Annotated in this window: 16 protein-coding genes; 12 read left to right on the top strand and 4 right to left on the bottom strand. The window is 42.7% G+C overall.

The genetic code is table 11. From position 1 onward, the window contains the following. Nucleotides 1-6 precede the first annotated feature (6 nt). From msbA to kdsB, 4 genes are read left to right on the top strand one after another with little or no spacing between them, the layout of a single operon-like run. On the top strand, nucleotides 7-1,764 hold the full coding sequence (gene msbA, locus Q7674_RS13025; RefSeq protein ID WP_008986782.1) for a lipid A ABC transporter ATP-binding protein/permease MsbA: 1,758 nt from the start codon (nucleotides 7-9) through the stop codon (nucleotides 1,762-1,764). After that, nucleotides 1,764-2,798: a tetraacyldisaccharide 4'-kinase gene (gene lpxK, locus Q7674_RS13030; protein WP_045063029.1), complete on the top strand. Its 1,035-nt coding sequence runs from the start codon at nucleotides 1,764-1,766 to the stop codon at nucleotides 2,796-2,798. The genes msbA and lpxK overlap by 1 nt, the downstream gene beginning before the upstream one ends. Beyond that, complete coding sequence (locus Q7674_RS13035; RefSeq protein WP_008986784.1) at nucleotides 2,779-2,958, top strand: Trm112 family protein; 180 nt, start codon at nucleotides 2,779-2,781, stop codon at nucleotides 2,956-2,958. The genes lpxK and Q7674_RS13035 overlap by 20 nt, the downstream gene beginning before the upstream one ends. A 2-nt stretch (nucleotides 2,959-2,960) precedes the next feature. Then, nucleotides 2,961-3,707, top strand: coding sequence for a 3-deoxy-manno-octulosonate cytidylyltransferase (gene kdsB / locus Q7674_RS13040; protein WP_045063030.1), 747 nt, complete (start codon nucleotides 2,961-2,963; stop codon nucleotides 3,705-3,707). 95 nt (nucleotides 3,708-3,802) lie between these two features. On the opposite strand, the gene Q7674_RS13045 is transcribed toward kdsB, so the two are convergent. After that, a complete protein-coding gene (locus Q7674_RS13045; RefSeq protein WP_045063031.1) occupies nucleotides 3,803-4,561 on the bottom strand; it encodes a hypothetical protein in 759 nt (252 codons plus the stop codon). A gap of 264 nt (nucleotides 4,562-4,825) precedes the next feature. On the opposite strand from Q7674_RS13045, the gene Q7674_RS13050 reads away from it, so the two are divergent. Further along, on the top strand, nucleotides 4,826-5,734 hold the full coding sequence (locus tag Q7674_RS13050; RefSeq protein ID WP_045063032.1) for a LysR family transcriptional regulator: 909 nt from the start codon (nucleotides 4,826-4,828) through the stop codon (nucleotides 5,732-5,734). A 73-nt stretch (nucleotides 5,735-5,807) separates the two neighbouring features. On the opposite strand, the gene hpf is transcribed toward Q7674_RS13050, so the two are convergent. From hpf to elyC, 3 genes are all read right to left on the bottom strand, one after another. Continuing rightward, nucleotides 5,808-6,167: a ribosome hibernation-promoting factor, HPF/YfiA family gene (gene hpf, locus Q7674_RS13055; RefSeq protein ID WP_045063033.1), complete on the bottom strand. Its 360-nt coding sequence runs from the start codon at nucleotides 6,165-6,167 to the stop codon at nucleotides 5,808-5,810. A 382-nt stretch (nucleotides 6,168-6,549) separates the two neighbouring features. Next, complete coding sequence (locus Q7674_RS13060; RefSeq protein WP_045063034.1) at nucleotides 6,550-7,938, bottom strand: L-cystine transporter; 1,389 nt, start codon at nucleotides 7,936-7,938, stop codon at nucleotides 6,550-6,552. 376 nt (nucleotides 7,939-8,314) lie between these two features. Further along, a complete protein-coding gene (gene elyC / locus Q7674_RS13065) occupies nucleotides 8,315-9,142 on the bottom strand; it encodes an envelope biogenesis factor ElyC (RefSeq protein WP_305423938.1) in 828 nt (275 codons plus the stop codon). A 119-nt stretch (nucleotides 9,143-9,261) separates the two neighbouring features. On the opposite strand from elyC, the gene cmoM reads away from it, so the two are divergent. From cmoM to torA, 7 genes are all read left to right on the top strand, one after another. Beyond that, complete coding sequence (gene cmoM / locus Q7674_RS13070; RefSeq protein WP_045063036.1) at nucleotides 9,262-10,095, top strand: tRNA uridine 5-oxyacetic acid(34) methyltransferase CmoM; 834 nt, start codon at nucleotides 9,262-9,264, stop codon at nucleotides 10,093-10,095. Continuing rightward, nucleotides 10,092-11,414, top strand: a complete 1,323-nt coding sequence (gene mukF / locus Q7674_RS13075) for a chromosome partition protein MukF (protein ID WP_008986793.1) — start codon at nucleotides 10,092-10,094, stop codon at nucleotides 11,412-11,414. The genes cmoM and mukF overlap by 4 nt, the downstream gene beginning before the upstream one ends. Then, nucleotides 11,395-12,138: a chromosome partition protein MukE gene (gene mukE, locus Q7674_RS13080; RefSeq protein WP_305423939.1), complete on the top strand. Its 744-nt coding sequence runs from the start codon at nucleotides 11,395-11,397 to the stop codon at nucleotides 12,136-12,138. The genes mukF and mukE overlap by 20 nt, the downstream gene beginning before the upstream one ends. Further along, nucleotides 12,138-16,601 (top strand): chromosome partition protein MukB, encoded by a 4,464-nt coding sequence (gene mukB / locus Q7674_RS13085; RefSeq protein ID WP_305423940.1) that lies wholly within the window; start codon nucleotides 12,138-12,140, stop codon nucleotides 16,599-16,601. Before mukE ends, mukB begins: the two co-directional genes overlap by 1 nt. Before the next feature lie 231 nt (nucleotides 16,602-16,832). Next, nucleotides 16,833-17,003 carry a trimethylamine N-oxide reductase system protein TorE gene (gene torE / locus Q7674_RS13090; protein ID WP_008986796.1) on the top strand — a complete coding sequence of 57 codons (171 nt, stop codon included), beginning with the start codon at nucleotides 16,833-16,835 and terminating at the stop codon, nucleotides 17,001-17,003. 38 nt (nucleotides 17,004-17,041) lie between these two features. Beyond that, complete coding sequence (gene torC / locus Q7674_RS13095; protein WP_008986797.1) at nucleotides 17,042-18,226, top strand: pentaheme c-type cytochrome TorC; 1,185 nt, start codon at nucleotides 17,042-17,044, stop codon at nucleotides 18,224-18,226. A gap of 76 nt (nucleotides 18,227-18,302) precedes the next feature. Beyond that, nucleotides 18,303-20,783, top strand: a complete 2,481-nt coding sequence (torA, locus tag Q7674_RS13100; protein ID WP_045063039.1) for a trimethylamine-N-oxide reductase TorA — start codon at nucleotides 18,303-18,305, stop codon at nucleotides 20,781-20,783. Nucleotides 20,784-20,808 lie beyond the last annotated feature (25 nt).

Consider the following 20,808-nt stretch of genomic DNA (forward strand, 5'->3'; position numbering starts at 1 on the left):
GTTTTCATGACTCAATCAACAGAAAAATCATCACGAGATACTTATAAGCGATTATGGCCTTATATCAGCGTCTATAAAGCTGGTTTAGCGGTGGCGGTAATTGCGCTTATCATCAACGCTGTCGGTGATACCCTGATGCTTTCTATGATCAAGCCTCTACTTGATGAAAGCTTTGGTGGTTTCGATAAAATCGATTCAGACTTTCTCGCGATGATGCCAATCTACTTAATTGGCTTAATGATCCTACGTGGTGTAAGTGGTTTTGTCTCAACTTACTGCCTATCTTGGGTTTCTGGTAACGTTGTAATGACGCTACGTCGTCAATTATTCCAACACTTCATGAAAATGCCAGTTGCATTCTTTGATAAAGAATCCTCAGGTGCATTGCTATCACGTATTACCTACGACTCTGAACAAGTTGCTTCTGCAACCAGTAGTGCGCTAGTCAGTATTGTCCGTGAAGGTGCTTCTATTATTGGTCTTATGGCGCTGATGTTTTGGAATAGCTGGCAATTGTCGGCAATTCTGATCGTGATCGCACCGATTGTGGCTTTTAGTATTCGTACTGTATCTAAGCGTTTTCGTAAGATCTCACGCAACATGCAAGATGCAATGGGCTCTGTAACTTCATCAGCTGAGCAAATGCTGAAAGGTCACAAAGTCGTCTTAAGCTATGGTGGTCAAGAAGTTGAAAAGCAGCGTTTTGATAACGTAAGTAACCAAATGCGTCGTCAAACCATGAAGCTTGTTTCAGCTCAAGCGATTGCGAACCCAGTTATTCAGGTTATCGCATCATTAGCATTGGTGGTTGTACTTATTCTTGCAAACACACCATCTCTTCGTGCTGAACTAACACCGGGTACATTCGCGGTTGTGTTTGGTGCAATGTTTGGTTTAATGCGTCCATTAAAAGCATTAACAAGTGTTACTTCTCAATTCCAACGTGGTATGGCGGCTTGTCACACCTTGTTTGAATTAATGGATTTAGAAACAGAAAAAGATAACGGTAAAGTAGAAGTTCAACGTGTTAAGGGTGATGTAGAAGTGAAGAATGTCACTTTTACTTATCCAACCAAAGATGCGCCAGCACTACGTGATGTGAGCTTTAACTTACCAGCGGGTAAAACATTAGCATTGGTGGGTCGCTCCGGCTCAGGTAAAAGTACCATTGCCAACTTGCTTACTCGCTTCTACGACATTGATTCAGGCGAAATTAACCTTGATTCGGTGGAAATTCGAGACTACAAACTGGCGAATCTTCGTGATCAAGTTGCTGTTGTTTCTCAAAACGTTCACCTATTTAATGACACCATTGCTAACAACATTGCGTACGCGAGCCATGACGCTTACAGCCGTGCAGATATTGAACGAGCTGCAGAGCTGGCTTATGCGATGGACTTTATCAAAGACATGGATAATGGCTTAGATACTGTTATCGGTGAGAATGGTGTGAGTTTATCAGGTGGTCAACGTCAGCGTTTAGCTATTGCCCGAGCATTGTTACGAGATGCACCAGTGCTTATTCTTGATGAAGCAACATCTGCACTAGATACAGAATCTGAGCGCGCTATTCAAAGTGCCTTAGATGAACTGCAAAAAGATCGTACCGTACTGGTTATCGCTCACCGCCTATCAACAATTGAAAATGCTGATCAGATCCTCGTGGTTGATGATGGTGAAATTGTTGAACGTGGTACACATGCCGAGCTTATCAGCCATGATGGTGCGTATGCCCAACTTCACCGTATTCAGTTTGGTGACTAATGGCATCGCTTATCGAAAAAATGTGGTTTCAGCGTCCTCTTAAAGGGGGGATGCTGTTTCTTTACATCCTACTTTGGCCTTTGTTCTGGCCGTTAAGTCGTTTATTTGGCGTGATCAGCCAAAACAAACGCCAACAATATTCTTCTGGTAAAAAAACGGCATATAAAGCGCCAGTTCCTGTTGTGGTGGTAGGTAATATTACCGCAGGGGGTAATGGTAAAACGCCCGTTGTGGTTTGGCTGGTGGAACAACTGCAGGCGAAAGGTTTAAAGCCGGGCGTGGTTTCTCGTGGTTATGGCGGTAAAGCGCCACATTATCCGTACTTTGTTGAAGCGACAACGAACACTGATATTGCAGGCGACGAACCTGTTTTAATTCAGCGTCGAACCAATGCACCTATTGCTGTTGCGCCTAAACGCAGTGAAGCGGTGAAGATGCTACTAGATCATAATGTCGATGTGATCATCACCGATGATGGTTTGCAGCATTATGCCCTTGAGCGTGATATTGAAATTGTTGTGATTGATGGTCAACGTCGTTTTGGTAACGAGCATTTACTACCATTAGGACCATTACGCGAAACTTGCCTGCGTTTAAACGAAGTCGACTTTCTAATTTGTAATGGTGGTACAGCACAAGGTAATGAAGCTGCTATGAAGCTGGTGCCGACTGATTTAATTAATGTCAAAACAGGCGAGCGCCGCGCAATTTCAACCCTAAATGATGTGGTTGCAATGGCGGGTATCGGGCATCCACCACGCTTTTTTACCACCCTAAATCAATTAGGCGTGACACCTGTGTTATGTCAGCCGTTTGTTGATCACCAAGCATTTGAAAAACAAACATTGTTAGATTTAGCCCAACAAGGGCAGCATTTAGTAATGACTGAAAAAGACGCCGTAAAATGTTACGGCTTTGCTGAAGAAAACTGGTGGTATCTTCCTGTTGATGCAGATATCGCACAGCCTCAGGCTACAGACATTATTAAACAGATCATTGAGGTAAAGGAAACTTATGGATCACCGTCTGCTTGAAATCGTTGCTTGTCCGGTATGTAAAGGCAAGCTGAATTACGATAAAGAAAAAAATGAGCTTGTATGTAAGTTTGATCGTTTAGCTTATCCTATTAATGATGGCATTCCAGTTCTACTAGAGCCAGAAGCACGTACATTAAGCTCAGACGAGGTTAAATAATAATGACATTTACCGTTGTTATTCCTGCCCGTTACCAATCAACACGGTTACCGGGTAAACCACTCGCAGATATTGCTGGTAAACCTATGGTGCAGTGGGTTTATGAGCAAGCGATGAAATCAGGTGCTGATCAAGTGATCGTCGCTACTGATGATCAACGCATTGTTGATGTGGTGAAGGGCTTTGGTGGTGAAGTGTGTTTAACACGCGCTGATCACGAATCAGGCACAGAGCGTCTTGCTGAAGTGGTTGAGCAATACCAATTAGCGGACGATCATATTGTAGTCAATGTGCAAGGTGATGAACCGCTGATCCCTGAAACCATTATTCGTCAAGTGGCTGATAACATTGCCCATAAAGATGCGCCTATGGCGACATTGGCAGTTGAAATTGATCACCATGATGAAGTCTTCAATCCAAATGCAGTAAAAGTAGTTACTGATAAAGATGGTTACGCACTGTATTTTAGCCGTGCATCAATTCCATGGGATCGTGACAACTTTGCCAAAGAGCCACGTATCGTTCACCATAACTTACTACGTCACATTGGTATTTATGCCTACCGTGCAGGTTTCATTAAAACCTACATTAATTGGGAACCAAGTGCGCTAGAACAAATTGAATCATTAGAGCAACTACGTGTGCTTTGGTACGGTGAAAAGATCCACGTTGATGTAGCAATTGATGCACCAGCGCCGGGTGTTGATACTCAAGAAGATCTTGAAAAAGTCCGTGCAATCGTTGGTTAATTGATCATCACGAATACTTTCATGAACACAAAAACCGAGCTTTAAATAGGCTCGGTTTTTTATTATCTGTTAAATGGATTTGCGTTTAACAATGGTTAAAACTGATGATTAAACTCTAATCTGAAATCACCGTATTTAAATTGGGTATCATGATCCCAGTTAGCAAACGTACGAATGGTTTGTCGATCATTAAGCTTATAACTTACTGCTGCTTCATGATGGAAACCATCAAGTAAATCAGACATATATTCATTGTTATTGAGTGTGGATATATACATCGGATTATAATTGAGCCAAATCTTATCAGTCACATCAACTTTGGAATATGTCCCTACAACCACATAACTACTTGGGATGGCGTAGCCAACACTACCATACTCATGATCAATGCCACGTATCTCAGCCGTATCTGTCACGGTGATCCCTAAACCAGCAAGAGGGTAAAGCTGCAGTGCTCCCCATTTCGGTAGTGCTTGAATCATACTATATGAGGTGCTACCTAGGTTATTATCGAAATTCCAATTTACATCAATTTGGCTACCACGCCCGTTTGTTAAATCTAATTGGAAGTTACGAAAGCGAATACTATCAATGGAGTCATCACCATCATGTGTGATGTGTTCTCCCATAAAGCCTTTAACCTCAAAGATATTCATTGCCATGGTAGTGGGATCTTTTGTGTCGTAAGATTTTCCCATCTTTAAATTTAAGCCGTTGTTCGACATACCCACACCACCTTGAGTGTAAACAGCAAGTGGATCAGACATGTCCTGTACTTCCGAACTGGCTACGGAAGCAGATGCAAAAGGGACAGAAAATCCAGCAGCAAAAAGGGTAAAGGTACGTGAAGTCATAACGGCTCCTACAAAAAAAGAGTTTGCTGAAAGCGGCAACTAGCCAAAAACGTGGATTAAGAAATAGAAGGTGGTGAGAGGTTGTCGGTTAGGCTAAACGCAAGAATAGCTATTGGTGTCGTTGATAATATTTTCATAGAAACCTACTTGTTTGAGATGAATGTCTTAACTCGATGAAGCCATTCTATGCAACCAAACCATCGTGATATATAAGGTAAAAGCCATATAAAACATAACCATTAGTTATGTATTCAGAGTGCTACGATGGAAAAAATTGATCTCAACTTATTACGCATTTTTATTGAGGTGTATAACCTTAAATCTATTACCTTAGCGGCAGAATCATTAGGGTTAACTCAGCCCGGTGTAAGCGGAGCGATTAAGCGATTACAGCAATATCTGGGTAAAGATTTATTTGTACGTGAAGGGCGAGGCATATCACCAACTTATACCGCCATTCAATTAACGGAATCGGTGAACCCTGCGCTGCAGCAAATAGAGATGGGACTCAGTAATGTTCATAGCTTTGATATTCAATCTAAGCGGACATTCCATGTATTGGTGAATGAGCCAATGATGCAGTTACTTCAACCGCTAGTGGAAGCTGATACCAGTTTAGGCAATTGTGAGATTTGCTTTGGTTTAACACCGCCACAAGAAGACGATTTATTCTCGATATTAAGTCTACAAAAGGCTGATTTAGCGATAGATGTTGGAATATATCCAGCAGCGGGGTACCACCAACAAGCGTGCTACAGCGATCATATTGTCGCGATATGCCGAAAAGGACATCCACGAATAGATAAGCAGTTAACCCAAGAGCAGTATTACGCAGAAAAACATATTACGTTAAAAATTAGACGTTCAGAGTTGTACGCCGCTGATTACTTTACGGAAGATACGATTTCGCAACGTCAGATAAGCTGCGAATGTGAGTCTCTACTCTCTATGATGACCATGGTATCTGAAAGTAATTGTTTAGGAGTTGCAGCTGGTAGTTTAGCGGAGAAATATGCAGAAAAATTAGGTTTAAATATATTAGCTCTTCCTTTTACTGTTAAACCGATTTCGCAAAAAATGGTGTGGCACAACCGACATAATAAAAGCCAAGCCCATATTTGGGTAAGAAATAAATTACTGGATTATTTAAGTCAGATTGAAAATAAACAATAAGGCTGGAATAAAGTAAAAGCGATCACCGAAATAAAGGATGAAAAACAGTGACCGCTTTTAGTGGCAAGATGATTTATAACTTAGCTAAAGTTTCGTCCTCTTCTTTAATTAAGTTATCTTTCTCTTTTTGTGCTTTTTCACTTAGGTGAGCTTGTGGCTTTTCTTTATGTTTGATGATTTGACGTTCTAGACGATCAAATGCTTCGTTGAATGCATCGATTAGCTCGTTAGCTTCACCAGTAGCGTCGATTTTACCTAGGTTAGACTTAGTTGCGATCTCAACAGTAAACTTGCGGCCTTCCTCAAGTTTCATAAATACATCTTTGCTTTGGAAAGCAATTTTGAATTTATCAAACTTGAAGAATGCTTCTTTAATGTGTTGTTCTAGGTAGTCAGGAAGTTCGAAACCACGTGCTGTAATTTTAATGCTCATAATAAGTTACTCAGAAATTTGTTGGAGTTCATGCTTATTAAAGTGAACCTAAAATGGAGTGCTTAATGTGACTTATGTCACATTTTGAGTTAAGTGTTCATTTGTTAATAAAAGCCTGTGGGTGGTGGTTTTTAACGCATTTAAAATTGTAGAAGGGAATAAAATGATTTGCTTTTATACAATAAGAATAAAATAGAAGGCATTAATTAACTATTTATCATTAAATTTGTTTTTAATTTGTATAATAAATGTTTTTCACTAAAAAAGTAATCTTTGATTGATTTTTGAAAAATAAAAAAAGCTGTGAAATTTCTCATCGTTAATAAGAGAAAATCACAGCTTTAATATATCCAAATACCTTGAGGTTACTTGGGTATAAAAATTAAATATTGTTATTAACTACTTCTGGTTGTTTTTCGTTATCAATATCAGTGGACTGGTTTAGACCTAGAATACGAGAAGTCATTGTACCCGCTGTCATTGAACCACTTACGTTTACTGCAGTACGACCCATATCAATTAGAGGTTCAATTGAAATTAGCAGGCCAGCTAACGCCACAGGCATCCCCAGTGTTGAAAGTACGATAATTGCAGCAAATGTTGCACCACCACCAATACCTGCGATACCAAATGAACTTACGGTGACAATCGCAACTAATGATGCAATGAAGCTAGGATCTAATGGATTGATGCCAACGGTTGGGGCAATCATTACTGCAAGCATCGCAGGGTATAAACCAGCACAGCCATTTTGACCCATAGTTGCACCGAAAGAGGCTGAGAAGTTCGCTACTGCATCACCATTACCTAAAGATTTAACCTGCGTTTCAATGTTCAGTGGGATAGTGCCTGCGCTAGAGCGTGAGGTAAACGCAAACGTCAGTACAGGTAAGATCGTCATAAAGAAACGGAACGGGTTAACACCAGTAAAGCTCACAAGCACTAGGTGTAGTACCAGAATTAAACCTAAACCAATATAAGAAGCGACAACAAAGTTCAGTAAGCTCAGAATGTCATCATAGTTTGAGCCAGCAACAACTTTCGTCATTAGGGCTAACACACCGTAAGGCGTTAGGCTAAGCACCATGCGAACAAGGGTACGTACAATTTCTTGGGCTACATGAATGAACTTCTCGAAACTTGCGCCAATTTCAGGGCTAGTTTTAATAACGGTTAAACCTGCCATACCAATAAACGCCGAGAAGATCACTACCGCAATGGTGGATGTTGGGCGAGTACCAGCTAAATCTGCAAACGGGTTTGATGGGAAGAAAGAAATAATCATGTCTGCAAACGACACATTCGCAATACTACCCAAACGGGTTTGTAGCGCTTCACCACGTGCAATTTCACGTGCACCTTCAACAATACCGTCAGCACTTAAACCAAAGGCATTAGTAACAGCGATACCAATTAAAGCGGATACTGCAGTAGTTGCTAGTAAAATACCAATGGTTAGGAAAGAGATCTTACCCAGTGAGCTAGAGTCTTTAACTTTAATGATTGCACCGATGATAGATACCATGATTAGCGGCATAACAATCATTTTCAGCAAGCTTACATAACCTGCACCAACAATATTTACATACTCAAGTGTATCGATAACAACAGAGGTTGCTGGGCCATAGAACCATTGAAGTGAGGCACCAAACAGAACACCTAAAAATAGGCCAGTAAATACGCGTTTTGAAAGTGTGCTGTCTGTGCGTTGTTGCTTGATAAGTAAAGCAATAAGTAGCGCAAAAATCGCTAAATTTAGTATTTGGTACATACTGCGAACCTTTGATTTATTCGTATATTTATAGTTAGAAGCAATAATTCGCAGTCAATAAAACTGATAGCGGTTAAATTTATAACTGAAAATGTTAAGCGATTTACTGTTTCTTGTTGGAAAGAATCATATTCGCAAATGTGCGTTTCAGATACACTTTTTATTGCTTTTGTTAGCTTAAAATGAATTTATATATAACTTTTAGTTATATTTGGTTGAAGTTCGAAGTTGCCAGAATGGTGTTTAACTCAATGATAAATAAACAGTTAACTTAGTTTAGAAGCGTAAAAAAGCCCAATAAGCAACGGATAGTATTGCTCATTGGGCTAAAGAAAGGGGAACCAAGTCTTTATGTTAACTTGGTTATATTTGTATTTTAGCCTGCCACTGTGAGTGCGTCAGCGTTCTCTTCGGTGTTCTTTTCGATCTTCTTTTGCTCGACGTTAGCGAGGAAATTACGGAGATCTTGCCACAACATGCCTAGTTTTTCATGCCAGTAACGCTCTGTTTGATTTAAGAACTGCGAACTAGGCGCATAGCGAACCCAAGGCTGTTGAATTTTATTGGTTGCCATGAAATTAGTTGGTGCAGGGATAGGATCTAAGCCAGCCTGATGGAACTCATTGAGCGCACGCGACATATGGCTTGCCGATGTTACTAGCACTAAATTCTTACTACCGACGACAGAAGCTGCTTGATGTGCTTCTTCCCACGTATCTTTTGCTGTTTCGAGTAGCAAAATGTCAGATTTACTCACTCCAAGTGCTAAAGCCACTTTCGCAAGCATACGGGCATGGCTCATGGTTGTACCGCCGCTATAGCCCGATAAGATCATTTTCGACCCCGGATACATACGGTAAATACGGATCCCTTCCGCAAGGCGCATTAACGCCGTGCGTGAAAGTTCTGACGTTATTGGAAAGGTTTTATCGATCACATGGTCATTACCGAGCACCATAATAAAATCGATAGGCTTTGAACTGCCAACAAATGCGCGGTGTTCTTGCTCCAAAGGACGTAATAGGCTGGTAGAAACGGGTTGGAAAGAGACCGCGAAAATGCCAAGAAAAGAGAAAGCGATAATCCCAGAAGCCAGTTTCGTTTTACGGCTAAACCATAAAACCAATAATCCTATAACACCGATGATCAGTAGCGCAGGCAAGGGCATAAGGAGTGTTGCGATTAATTTTTTTAATTCAAACATGAAATGTAGTCCGAAATTTCAGCAGTTGAGCTTGAAAAAGCATCACAAGCCTTTATTCCTTTACTGCTTGTGAGAAAATAAGTCACTTTTTAGATTCGCTATCATAACGTAAAGCAGCCGTGATAAAAGACCGAAATTTTGATGATTTGGCGCAAAAGTTCGCTGAAAACATATATGGCACTGCAAAAGGGCAGATTCGGCAAACTGTCGTTTGGCAAGATATTGAACAAATTCTCGCCGCGCTTAGCAGTGTATCACCACTTTCTGTACTCGATGCAGGAGGAGGACTAGGGCAGTTGTCACAAAAAATTGCATCACTTGGACATCAAGTGACGTTATGTGATCTTTCTAGCGAAATGTTGACACTAGCTCAACAAGAAATTGCTAAAAACGGTTTGCTTGAGCAATATCGTTTGGTGCACTGCCCGGTACAAGAAATCGGGGAGTTCTTATCTGAACCTGTTGATTTGGTATTATTTCACGCCGTAATGGAATGGCTAGCTGAACCAATTGAGGTACTCACGGGTCTATTAGAGAACGTGAAACCGGGTGGCGCTATTTCCGTGATGTTTTATAACTACAACGGACTACTGTTTAAGAACTTGATTTGTGGCAACCTGACTCACATTGAGCAAGGCATGCCCCATCGCAAGCGTTTTAAATTACAGCCGCAGCAAGGAATAAAACCAGACGATGTATATCAGTGCCTGACTGATGCAGGTTTTGAAATCATGGGGAAAACAGGGGTTCGTACCTTCCATGATTACATGCAAAACTTCCGAGTAGGTGACTACAGTTTTGAACAAGTTCTTGATATGGAGCAAAAGCTCTGTCGTCAGGAACCGTTTTTGTCGTTGGGTCGTTATATTCATGTTTATGCCCGTAAGCCTTTTGCTGAAGAAACGAGCATGACAACGACAAATACAAATAACAGCAATAAGGACAAGGGATGAGTGAAGTTACCCAGACGGTTCCTGAGTTGGTTAACTGGGTAAAGCAGAATGAATTTGCTTTAAACCTACCAACGGAACGGCTGGCGTTCTTGTTAGCCATTGCCGTATTAAGCGGTGATCGCTTTGATGAAGAATTAGGGGAAGGAGAACTGGTTGACGCATTTCGCATCGTAAGCGACATGTTCGGCCAGTCAAAAGAAACCCTGGCATTTCGCGCCAACAACGCCATTAACGAATTGGTAAGACAACGATTAATTTCGCGTTTTACCAGTGAAGTGACTGATGGCGCTAGTATTTACCGTTTAAGCCCGCTGGCACTTGGCATTACTGATTATTACGTTCGTCAACGTGAATTCTCAACACTTAAGCTATCTATTCAGTTAGCGATGGTGGCTGACGAAATTAATAAAGCCGCGACAGCAGCGCAAGAAGGCGGTGATGAAAAACACTGGCGTCAAAACGTTCATGCCGTATTGAAATATTCAGTGGCTGAAATTTTCGACCGTATCGATTTAAACCAGCGCACCATGGATGAACAACAGCAGCAAGTGAAAGTCGACATTGCTGAGTTGTTAAACCAAGACTGGCGTGCTGCGATCAGTAGCTGTGAGCAACTACTTGATGAAACTTCATCAACACTAAAAGAGTTACAAGATACTCTGCAAGCGGCAGGCGATCAGCTACAAGCGCAATTATTGACCATTCAAGAAGCGACCCAAGGTCACGATGATCTCGATTTCGTTGATGCAATGATTTACATCCTGCAAATGAAACTCGACCGTATTATCAGCTGGGGTCAGCAAGCGATTGATTTATGGATTGGCTATGACCGCCACGTACATAAATTCATTCGTACCGCTATCGACATGGATAAGAACCGTGCCTTTAGTCAGCGTTTACGTCAATCGGTTACTGATTATTTTGATGCGCCATGGCTACTGACTTATGCCGATGCAGAACGTCTATTAGACATGCGTGATGAAGCGCTCGTGCTTCGTGATGATGAAGTGACAGGTATTGTTCCTGCTGAGATGGAATTTGAAGAGCTGGATTTAGTCAACGATATTTTGGCTGAAAAAGTCGCAGCAATGCTTCAAGCGCATAAGGAAACTGGCGCCCCAATTAACTTAAGCCTACTTCTTAAAGATTATTTGGCTCAACACCCATTTGCCCAGCATTTTGACTTGGCAAGAATCGTCATTGATCAAGCAGTTAGAATGGGATACTCGGAAGCGGATTTCAACGCTATTCAGCCGGATTGGGAAGCAATTAACGAATACGGAGCCAAGGTACAAGCTCATGTCATTGACAAATATTGAAGAATTCATGCCGGAAAAGTTAGCAAAAGCGATTGCTAATCCACTTTTCCCTGCACTGGATAACGCGCTCCGCTCAGGTCGCCATATTTCTAGTGAAGATTTAGATAACCACGCATTCTTGATTGAATTTGAACAAGAATTAGCGATGTTCTACAAGCGTTACAACGCAGAATTAGTTCGTGCTCCTGAAGGTTTTCTATACCTTCGTCCACGTTCAACCTCATTAATTGGTCGTTCTGTTCTGTCAGAAATCGACATGTTAGTGGGTAAAGTGCTGTGTTTCCTATACCTAAGCCCAGAGCGTTTGGCGCACGAAGGTATCTTTACTAACCAAGAATTGTTTGACGAGTTAGTAGCATTAGCAGATGAACAAAAGCTAATGAAATTAGTGACTAACCGTGCAACGGGTTCTGATCTTGATCGTGAAAAACTGTTCGATAAAGTGAAAACCTCACTGCGTCGTCTACGTCGTATTGGCATGTTAATTCCGATTGGTGATCACGGTAAATTCCGTATCAGCGAAGCGGTATTCCGTTTTGGTGCTGATGTACGTACTGGTGATGACATTCGTGAAGCACAGCTTCGCTTGATCCGTGATGGTGAAGCCGTTGTTCACCACCAAGAGCCAAGCCAATCAAGCTTGCTAGATGAGATTGAACAAGAAAATCAAGAACCACTTGAAAAAGCAGAAGCAGAACAAGTGGAACAGGAGAGTAATATCTAATGGAACGCGGTAAGTATCAATCGCTCACCATGGTCAACTGGAACGGTTTCTTTGCCCGTACTTTTGACATTGATAATTTGGTGACAACGCTTTCAGGCGGTAACGGTGCGGGTAAGTCAACCACAATGGCGGCCTTCATCACCACACTAATTCCTGACCAAAGCCTTCTACACTTCCGAAACACCACAGAAGCGGGTAGCTCGAATGCGTCTCGTGATAAAGGTCTACACGGTAAGTTAAAGCCAGGTGCGTGTTACGCAGCACTGGATGTTGTTAACTCGAAAAAACAACGCATTATCTTCGCTGTTAAACTACAGCAAGTAGCGGGTCGTGATAAGAAAGTTGATATTAAACCTTTCTTAATTCAAGGTCTGCCATCACACATCAAACCAACAGATGTGTTGATTGAAACAATTTCAGACAACCAAGCTCGTGTACGTCAACTAAACGACGTAAAAGACATCGTAGCTGAGTTTGAAGGCGTTCAATTTAAAGCATTTAACTCGGTAACTGATTACCACGTTCAAATGTTTGAAATGGGCGTATTACCGAAGAAACTGCGTAATAGCCAAGACCGTTCTAAGTTCTATCGCTTAATTGAAGCATCACTTTACGGTGGTATTTCAAGTGCGATCACACGTTCTCTACGTGACTACTTATTACCGCACAACATCGGCGTTAAAAAAGCCTTCCAAGACATGGAGGCGGCACTACGTGAAAACCGTATGACGCTAGAAGCGATCAAGCTAACTCAAAGCGATCGTGATCTATTCAAGCATTTAATCACTGAAGCAACCAACTATGTTGCGGCAGACTACATGCGTCATGCCAACGAGCGTCAGAAGAAACTAGAGCAAACATTAAGTCTACGTGGCGATCTAATGGGCTCTCGCCAAAAGCTGATCGACCAGCAAGCATCGTTCAACAACATGTCGAATGAATTAAGTGAGCTAACCGATCAAGAAGGTGCATTAGAGCAAGATCACCAAGCTGCGTCTGATCACCTGCAACTTGTGCAAACAGCCGTTCGCCAAGCAGAGAAAATCGAGCGTTATAAAGAAGATCTTGAAGAGCTAACAGAGCGTCTTGAAGAGCAGGTAATGGTGGTTGAAGAAGCAGCTGAGCAACTTGCGATGGCTGAAGAACAATCACAATTAACTGAAGAAGAAGTCGATAGCTTAAAAACGCAGTTAGCAGATTACCAACAAGCATTAGACATGCAGCAAACCCGTGCATTGCAATACCAACAAGCATTGCAAGCATTAGAAAAAGCACGTGATTTGTCTGGCGATCATCAAATGCTACCAGACCAAGCGCCACCGTATCTTGCTCAGCTTAAGCAGCAACAAGATACTCAAACCACAGCACTTCTAGCTCTTAAACATAAGCTAGATATGTCGTCTGCGGCAGCGCAACAGTTTGATAAAGGTCTGGCGATTGTAACTACTATCGCAGGTGCTATTGATCGTGCCAACGCTAGTGATAAAGCTCGTGAATTGATTGACCACGGTCGTCAGCTTCGTGCAATTTCAGATCGTGGTGAGCAGCTAAAAGCGCAATACCGTGATTTAGAGCGTAGCGTTCGCAGCCAGCGCCAAGCGTTTGAATTAGCAGAAACTTACACCAAGAAATTCGCGACCACATTAGACAGCGAATTAGCTTTAGTGGAAGAGCAAGCGCGCCATGAAGCAACGCTAGAAAGTCTAGAGCAAGATCAAGCCGATCTTGTTGAGCAGCGCAATGACATGCGTCATAACGAGCAGCGTTTAGCTTCTCGCATTGCAACGCTTGAGTCACAAGCACCAACATGGATTGCGGCATCAGATGCGTTAGAAAAACTGTCTGAGCAAGCTAATGCTGAGCTTGATAGCAGCCAAGCTGTTATGGATGCAATGCAGTTAACGCTTGATAACGAGCGTGAAGCTTCTCGTCAACGTGATGCACTAGCGGCACGTAAGAAGCAGCTAGATAGCGATATTGAACGTTTAGCACAACCAGGTGGTAGCGATGATTCACGTTTACGTGCGTTAGCCGATACTCTTGGCGGTACTATGTTGTCTGAGATCTATGACGACATCACTATTGATGATGCGCCATACTTCAGTGCGATGTACGGTCCTGCGCGTCACGCTATCGTGGTACCTGATCTAAAAGGTATCAAAGAAAAGTTAGTTGCCTTAGATGATTGCCCAGATGACTTATACATCATTGAAGGTGATGCAGATGCATTTGATGACAGCGGCTTTGACGTTGATGAACTAGAAGATGCAGTTTGTGTTCACTTAAATGATCGCCAACTACGTTACTCACGTTTCCCGAAAGTACCACTGTTTGGTCGTGCGGCTCGTGAACAACGCCTAGATATTCTTCGTGATGAGCGTGAACAAGTTGTTGAAGATCATGCAAAAGCATCATTTGATTCGCAAAAGCTTCAGCGTTTATACCAAAGCTTCAACAGCTTTGTTGCAACGCACATGGCAGTGGCATTTAACCCAGATCCAGAAGTTGAGCTGAAAAAAGCCCGTGATGAGCGTAACCAAATCACTCGTCAACTTGCAGAATCACAAGCGCAAGAACAACAGCAACGCAGCCAATTGGCGGCAGCCCGTGAAGGTCTAGCACTACTAGGAAAACTAAACCCAGTAGTAACACTACTTGAAGATGACACGCTAACAGTACGTTTTGAAGAAGTAGAGCAGCAGCTTTCACAAATGGATGAAGCACGTAACTACCTTGACCGTCACGGTAAAGCGTTAGCCGAGCTTGAAACATTAGTCTCTGCACTAGAAGCCGATCCTGAGCAATTTGATGCGCTACAAGTTGATTACGAAGCCGCTGATCAGAAGCTACAAGAGCTGAAAACACTGATCTTCGCAGTCGCGGATTTAGCAGAGCGTCGTCACTACTTTAGTTATGCCGATGCTGTCGAACTATTAAGTAAGAGTTCAGAGCTAAACGAACAACTTAAAGCGAAGCTGGCAACAGCAGAGCAAGTACGTAATCGTAGCCGTGAAAGCTTAAAACAAGCTCGCGCACAAGCGAACCAGTACAACCAGTTAATGGCGTCACTGAAGAGTTCACACCAAGCGAAACTAGAAACGGTTCAAGAGTTTGAACGTGAACTACAAGAGCTAGGTGTACGTGCTGATATTGAAGCGGAAGAACGTGCGCGTCTACGCCGTGATGAGCTAAACGAGCGTCTACACAGTTCACGTAACCGTCGTAGCCAGCTTGAGCGTTCAATCACTTCTGTTGATCTAGAAATGAAGTCGCTAGTGAAGCGTCTGCGCAAAGTAGGCAAAGACTACCAAGACATTCGTAAACTCGTGGTTAACGCTAAAGCAGGTTGGTGTGCCGTATTACGTCTAGCACGTGAAAGCGATGTTGAACGTCGTCTACACCGTCGTGAAATGGCGTACATGTCAGCAGATGAACTGCGTTCGCTATCGGATAAAGCGTTAGGTTCACTACGTCTAGCTGTGGCGGATAACGAAGACTTACGTGATGCGCTACGTGCCTCTGAAGACGTGACTCGTCCAGAGCGTAAAGTACTGTTCTACATCGCCGTTTATCAGCATCTACGTGAGCGTATTCGTCACGATATTATTCGTACCGATGATCCAGTTGAAGCTATCGAAGAGATGGAAGTTGAACTAGGTCGTCTAACAGAAGAGCTAACCGCACGTGAACAACGTCTAGCTATCAGCTCAGATTCTGTTGCGAACATTATTCGTAAGACAATCCAGCGTGAGCAAAACCGTATTCGTATGCTAAACCAAGGTCTACAAAGCGTGGGCTTCGGTCAGGTTAATGGTGTACGTCTAAACGTGAAAGTACGTGAAACACACGAATCACTATTGGCTGGTTTAGTTGAGCAGAAAGATCAGCACCAAGATCTATTTGGTAACAACCGTCTATCGTTCTCAGAAGCGATTGCGAAATTGTTTCAACGTTTGAACCCACATATCGATATGGGTCAACGTTCACCACAGATCTTTGGTGAAGAGCTACTCGACTACCGTAACTACCTAGAGCTAAGCATTGAAGTTAACCGTGGTACAGACGGCTGGCTACAAGCAGAATCGGGCGCACTATCAACAGGTGAAGCGATCGGTACAGGTCAGGCAATCCTATTGATGGTAGTACAAAGCTGGGAAGAAGAATCTCGCCGCCTACGTGGTAAAGACATCATTCCTTGTCGTCTACTGTTCTTGGATGAGGCAGCACGTCTTGATGGTAAGTCAATCGCAACGCTATTTGAGCTTTGTGAACGTCTAGACATGCAGCTATTGATTGCGGCACCTGAAAATATTAGTCCAGAGAAGGGTACAACCTACAAACTGGTACGTAAGATTTTCAAAGATCGCGAACACGTACACGTGGTGGGCTTGCGTGGTTTTGGTAATACGCCAAAGATCGAAACTCCAGTCCAAACCGTATTAGAGATCGAAGAAGCCGAATAATTTGCTTCGTGCGTCAATACTAAGGTCAGCAGCAATGCTGGCCTTTTTTTGTATCTAAAATATGTAGTTAGCAACAAAGGCAAGAAAAAACATAGCTGGCAATACTGTGCGACGGATCGCTTTTTGACTGCTTTGTTAATGAACTGTAAATCCATTGACTATAATTCACTTTGAGCACTCAACAAGCCCTTTAGGAATATAAGGGCTTACTGATTAAGTGAGATAGCAATAATGTATAGTGATGAAATTGATGATAAAGAGAAAGGTCGCTACGAATGGCGCGCATTTCTTTTCATTGTTGTTCTACTGTTTCCTATTTTATCCGTGATGTTTGTTAGCGGATACGGCTTTTTTATTTGGGCGTTACAAGTGTTTTTCCTCGGCCCACCAGGGCATGGCTAAGCATTCGTCAACCTTCAATAAAAATGGGTAGGTAAATAATGAAGTCATCCTTAAAAAAATATTGGATAACGTTATGGCGTCCAGCAACCAAGATCAGTTTGGGCGTGTTGGCTTTAGGTGGATTTATTGCGGGGGTGATCTTTTGGGGGGGATTCAACACCGCACTTGAAATGACCAATACTGAGAAATTTTGTATTAGCTGTCATTCCATGAGAGATACCGTGTACCCCGAATTACAAGGAACGGTTCACTGGGAAAACCATTCAGGTGTGCGTGCCACCTGTCCTGATTGTCATGTTCCCCATAACTGGACAGACAAAATTGCCCGTAAAATGCAGGCAAGTAAAGAGGTGTTCGGTGCCATTGTCGGCACTATCGACACCCCTGAAAAATTTGAAGCAAAACGCTTAGAGCTGGCACAGCATGAGTGGAAACGTTTCTCGGCTAATGGCTCGCTAGAATGTAAAAGCTGCCATAGTTACGCCAGTATGAAATGGGATGAAATGTCGTTACGTGCGCAAGCCCAAATGAAGCAAGCAGCAGCGAAAGATCAAAGCTGTATCGACTGTCATAAAGGGATAGCACACCATCTTCCTGCTGATATGGCGTCATCGGGTGGGATTGGTTCAGATTTAGCATCAGCCTCTCACAGTACCGATTATTCAACGGGAGAAACCTACTACAGCATTCAATTCACCCCAATGTTTGAAGATCAGGCGAAATCGCAAGATGGCGGTTCATTAGAGCCAGCATCAGCGGTGAAAGTCGTCGATATTAAAGATGACATGCTGCAAATTGAACTAAATGGTTGGCGTAAAGAAAAAGGCTTTGGTCGGGTGATCAACCAAGATTTCGGATTAAATATTCCAACCGCAGCACTCAGTAAAAACGCAGCACAAAGCCCAGAAATAGTGAAAGGCTTTGATGAAAAAGAAGACGACGTAACGGGGCTTAAATGGCAGAAAGTGACAGCTACCTTATGGGTAGAGAAAAAGAACTTTGTCAGTGATATCAATACGATTTGGACAGCAGCAAAATCGGCATATAACACTAACTGTAGTGTGTGTCATACCCAGCCAGCAGAAAACCATTTTGATGCAAACACTTGGCCTGGCATGTTCAACGGTATGCTCGCATTTGTGAATTTCGATACCGATAGCGAAGCAATTGTATTGAAGTACTTACAAAATCATTCGTCCAACTTTTCAAAAGCTGAACATTAATCAAACTAAAGGTTGCTTAGCATTTACCTCTCTGTGCTAAGCAACCTTTTTACGTTTTAATCGTGAGGAATTTTTTATGTCACTGAGTAGGCGTAAATTTTTGCAAGGTTTAGCAACGACAAGCGCAGCTTCCGTTATTGGTCCCGGATTATTAATGCAAGTAGCCAAAGCCGCAGAAGAAGTGACCAAATCCACCGAGCCTCCGGGTATATGGAAAGTGTCAGGTTCACACTGGGGTGCATTCAGAGCCCGTATTTACGATGGGAAAGTCGCTGAAATCAAACCTTTTGATCTCGATAAACACCCAACCGATATGCTCAATGGCATTAAAGGGATGATTTATAGCCCAAGCCGTATTCGTTATCCCATGGTACGGTTAGATTGGCTTAAGAAAAACAAATACAGTGGCGAAACACGAGGTAGTAATCGTTTCGTACGAGTAACGTGGGATGAAGCACTCGAGCTGTTCTACCAAGAGCTACAACGTATTCAAAAAGATTATGGTCCTTGGGCACTCCATGCTGGGCAAACAGGCTGGCGTGAAACGGGGCAATTCCAAAGCTGTACCTCACACATGCAACGCGCTGTGGGGATGCACGGTAACTTCATTAAAAAGGTTGGGGATTATTCTACTGGGGCAGGACAAGTTATTTTACCTTACGTGTTAGGTTCAACTGAGGTTTATGCCCAAGCCACCACATGGACAACCATTTTAAAAGACACCAAAACCTTGATCTGGTGGTCGAGTGATCCAATTAAAAACGGGCAGGTTGGTTGGCAATGTGAAAGTCACGACGCCTATGGCTATTATGCCCAATTAAAAGACAAAGTCGCTAAAGGCGAGCTCACCATGATATCGGTCGATCCCGTGGTGTCGAAAAGCCAAAAATACTTCGGTTGTGAACATCAATACGTTAATCCCCAAACCGATGTACCATTTATGTTAGGGATCGCCCATACCCTATATAAAGAAAACCTCTACGATAAACAGTTCCTTGAAACCTACACTTTAGGGTTTGACGAATTCTTGCCTTATTTATTGGGTACAGGTAAAGACAAAACCGAGAAAACCCCTGAATGGGCTGAGAAAATCTGTGGCGTAAAAGCTGATGATATTCGTAAATTTGCCCGACTATTAGCCAAAGACAGAACCATGCTGATGTTTGGTTGGGCAGTACAGCGTCAACAACACGGTGAACAGCCTTATTGGATGGGGGCTGTATTAGCTTCAATGCTTGGGCAAATTGGTTTGCCCGGTGGCGGTATTTCTTATTCGCACTTCTACAGCGGTGTAGGACTGCCATACAGCACCGCAGCAGGGCCGGGGGGCTTTCCACGTAATGTTGACGAAGGACAAGTACCAGTTTGGAACAACAACGATTTCAAAGGTTATAGCGCGGTTATTCCTGTCGCTCGGTGGATTGATGCTATTATGGAGCCGGGTAAGAAGATCAAATTCAATGGCAGCGATGTCGTGTTGCCAGATATTAAAATGATGATCTTTAGTGGCTGTAATCCGTGGAATCACCATCAACAACGTAACCGGATGAAAGAGGCGTTCAGAAAACTGCAAACCGTAGTCAATATTGATTACACATGGACGCCTACCTGTCGTTTCTCCGACATTGTACTACCTGCTTGTACCCAATTTGAACGTGATGATATTGACCAATACGGTACATATTCCACTGCTGGTGTGTTAGCCATGCATAAATTGGTCGATCCGCTTTATCAATCGAAAACCGATTTCGCTATCTTTACCGAACTGTGTAAACGCTTTGGCAAAAGCAAAGAATACACCCGTGGTATGGATGAAATGCAGTGGATCAAAGAGCTGTACAACAACTGTCGTGATGCTAATAAAGATAAAAACCCAATGCCAGAATTTGATGAGTTCTGGAAAGAGGGTTTTGCAGGTTTTAAAACTGATCAAACCTACGTTAGTCACCAAGCGTTCCGAGATGATCCTGAAATCAATTCTTTGGGAACACCATCAGGCTTTATTGAGATCTACAGTCGCAAAATAGCCCGTTACAACTACGAACATTGCCAAGGGCATCCAATGTGGTTTGAGAAAGAAGAACGCTCTCACGGCGGGCCTAAATCCGACAAATTCCCATTCTGGTTGCAATCTTGTCACCCTGATAAACGCTTGCACTCGCAAATGTGTGACTCGGAGGACTTCCGTAATACCTATGCGGTGAAAGGACACGAACCTGTTTATATCAACCCAGACGATGCCAAGAAAAAAGGCATCAAAGACGGTGATATCGTCAGAGTGTTTAACGATCGAGGGCAGTTATTAGCAGGTGCAGTGCTTTCAGATGATTACCCAACAGGGGTTATTCGTATCTACGAAGGGGCATGGTTTGGGCCATTAAATAACGACATAGGCGCAATAGATACTTATGGCGATCCAAATACCGTTACCATTGATATGCCGACCTCTGAGTTAGCGCAAGCAACCAGTGCTAATACCGTGGTGGTAGATATTGAAAAACACAAAGGCGAAGTGCCACCTGTCACCTCATTCAGTGGGCCTATTCATGTTAGTTAAGGCGTGATTTTGCTAACAGAAACTA

The sequence above is a fragment of the Photobacterium leiognathi genome, assembly GCF_030685535.1.
Classification (GTDB): Bacteria; Pseudomonadota; Gammaproteobacteria; order Enterobacterales; family Vibrionaceae; genus Photobacterium; species Photobacterium leiognathi.

Excerpts from the sequence above, each read along its gene's own strand:
- Q7674_RS13045 (WP_045063031.1), bottom strand. The coding sequence starts at position 4,561 with ATGACTTCACGTACCTTTACCCTTTTTGCTGCTGGATTTTCTGTCCCT.
- mukB (WP_305423940.1), top strand. The coding sequence starts at position 12,138 with ATGGAACGCGGTAAGTATCAATCGCTCACCATGGTCAACTGGAACGGT.
- mukE (WP_305423939.1), top strand. The coding sequence starts at position 11,395 with ATGTCATTGACAAATATTGAAGAATTCATGCCGGAAAAGTTAGCAAAA.
- torE (WP_008986796.1), top strand. The coding sequence starts at position 16,833 with ATGTATAGTGATGAAATTGATGATAAAGAGAAAGGTCGCTACGAATGG.
- lpxK (WP_045063029.1), top strand. The coding sequence starts at position 1,764 with ATGGCATCGCTTATCGAAAAAATGTGGTTTCAGCGTCCTCTTAAAGGG.
- Q7674_RS13050 (WP_045063032.1), top strand. The coding sequence starts at position 4,826 with ATGGAAAAAATTGATCTCAACTTATTACGCATTTTTATTGAGGTGTAT.
- kdsB (WP_045063030.1), top strand. The coding sequence starts at position 2,961 with ATGACATTTACCGTTGTTATTCCTGCCCGTTACCAATCAACACGGTTA.
- torC (WP_008986797.1), top strand. The coding sequence starts at position 17,042 with ATGAAGTCATCCTTAAAAAAATATTGGATAACGTTATGGCGTCCAGCA.
- Q7674_RS13060 (WP_045063034.1), bottom strand. The coding sequence starts at position 7,938 with ATGTACCAAATACTAAATTTAGCGATTTTTGCGCTACTTATTGCTTTA.
- Q7674_RS13035 (WP_008986784.1), top strand. The coding sequence starts at position 2,779 with ATGGATCACCGTCTGCTTGAAATCGTTGCTTGTCCGGTATGTAAAGGC.
- torA (WP_045063039.1), top strand. The coding sequence starts at position 18,303 with ATGTCACTGAGTAGGCGTAAATTTTTGCAAGGTTTAGCAACGACAAGC.
- hpf (WP_045063033.1), bottom strand. The coding sequence starts at position 6,167 with ATGAGCATTAAAATTACAGCACGTGGTTTCGAACTTCCTGACTACCTA.
- mukF (WP_008986793.1), top strand. The coding sequence starts at position 10,092 with ATGAGTGAAGTTACCCAGACGGTTCCTGAGTTGGTTAACTGGGTAAAG.
- elyC (WP_305423938.1), bottom strand. The coding sequence starts at position 9,142 with ATGTTTGAATTAAAAAAATTAATCGCAACACTCCTTATGCCCTTGCCT.
- msbA (WP_008986782.1), top strand. The coding sequence starts at position 7 with ATGACTCAATCAACAGAAAAATCATCACGAGATACTTATAAGCGATTA.